The sequence below is a fragment of the Plantactinospora sp. ZYX-F-223 genome, from assembly GCF_039649625.1.
Lineage (GTDB): Bacteria > Actinomycetota > Actinomycetes > Mycobacteriales > Micromonosporaceae > Plantactinospora.
Genome location: NZ_JBDJAV010000176.1, coordinates 1 through 1,011, shown reverse-complemented (window position 1 = coordinate 1,011; position 1,011 = coordinate 1). Strand labels below are relative to the sequence as shown.

The 1,011-nt window shown below is 74.6% G+C and carries 1 pseudogene; it reads left to right on the top strand.

Features of this window, described 5'->3' with window-relative positions:
* Positions 1–223: 223 nt before the first annotated feature.
* Positions 224–1,011, top strand: a pseudogene (locus AAH979_RS43050) (hypothetical protein); the annotation flags it as partial.

Sequence of the window (1,011 nt, the reverse complement as noted above, 5' to 3'; positions counted from 1 at the left end):
TTCGGGTCGGAGAGCTGGCATGTGGAGGTGCCGCCGCAGCCCGTCGGCGGTGTGACCCGTGCCCACCCGCAAGAAACATCGACAGCCTCCCATGCGTAGAGGTCGCCTGGAAGGCCGCTGCCGGTTCGGTCGTATCGGGCCACCCGGTTGTCCGGCCGGGCCCGCCGGGGCGGTAGCCTCGCCGCGGCAGTTCGGATGAGCGCTGACTCGAGGGTGGGGAGCCATGGCGCTGGAGCGGGGTAGTTCGGTGGTCGGGCAGGCGGGTCAACTCGTCGGGGCCGCCGTCGGCCGGGTCGCCGCGGCACCCGCTCCCGGCGCTTTCTCCGATGTGGACACCGGCAGGCCGGCGACCGGCCACAGCGGTGGTGCCGGGCAGGCTCCCGGATCGGGTACGCCCACCGGGGCCGGACCGGCCACATCGGCCGGTGACGACCCGGCCGCCCCCGACGGCGGCTCCCGCCCCGGTACGGCACCGGCCAGCTTCGGCGCGGTGTTCACCGCCTTCGTCCTGATCGGAGCCGCCGGGTTCGGCTCCTGGACGATCTGGTCCAGTGGTGGGAGCGCGGAGACGATGCAGCCGCCGGACACCGTCGCCGTCTTCGGCGTACTGATCGTCTTCGCCGCCGCGGTCGAACGGATCCTGGAGCCGTTCTCCCGGTGGCTGCCGGGACGTCGGGTCGAGGCGGCGGCCCAGCGGGCCGAGGTCGAGCTGGCCACTCTGTCCCGCGAGGCGACCCCGGCCGAGCAGGCGGCGGTGGCCGCACTGCGCGAGCGGGCCGACCGGGGTCGGGGCAACCGCACGGTCGTCGCCTGGGGGATCGCGGTCGCGGTCGCGACGCTCGCCTCCACGGCCGGCGGCTTCTATCTGCTGCACGCGATCGCCGGGCCGGAATGGCAGGGCCTGCCGGTCTGGGTCGACGGCATCGTCACCGGGATCATGGTCGGCAGCGGCACCAAGCCGATGCACGACCTGATCAGCCGGATCCAGCCGGGCGGCGGCGCCCGTCCCTG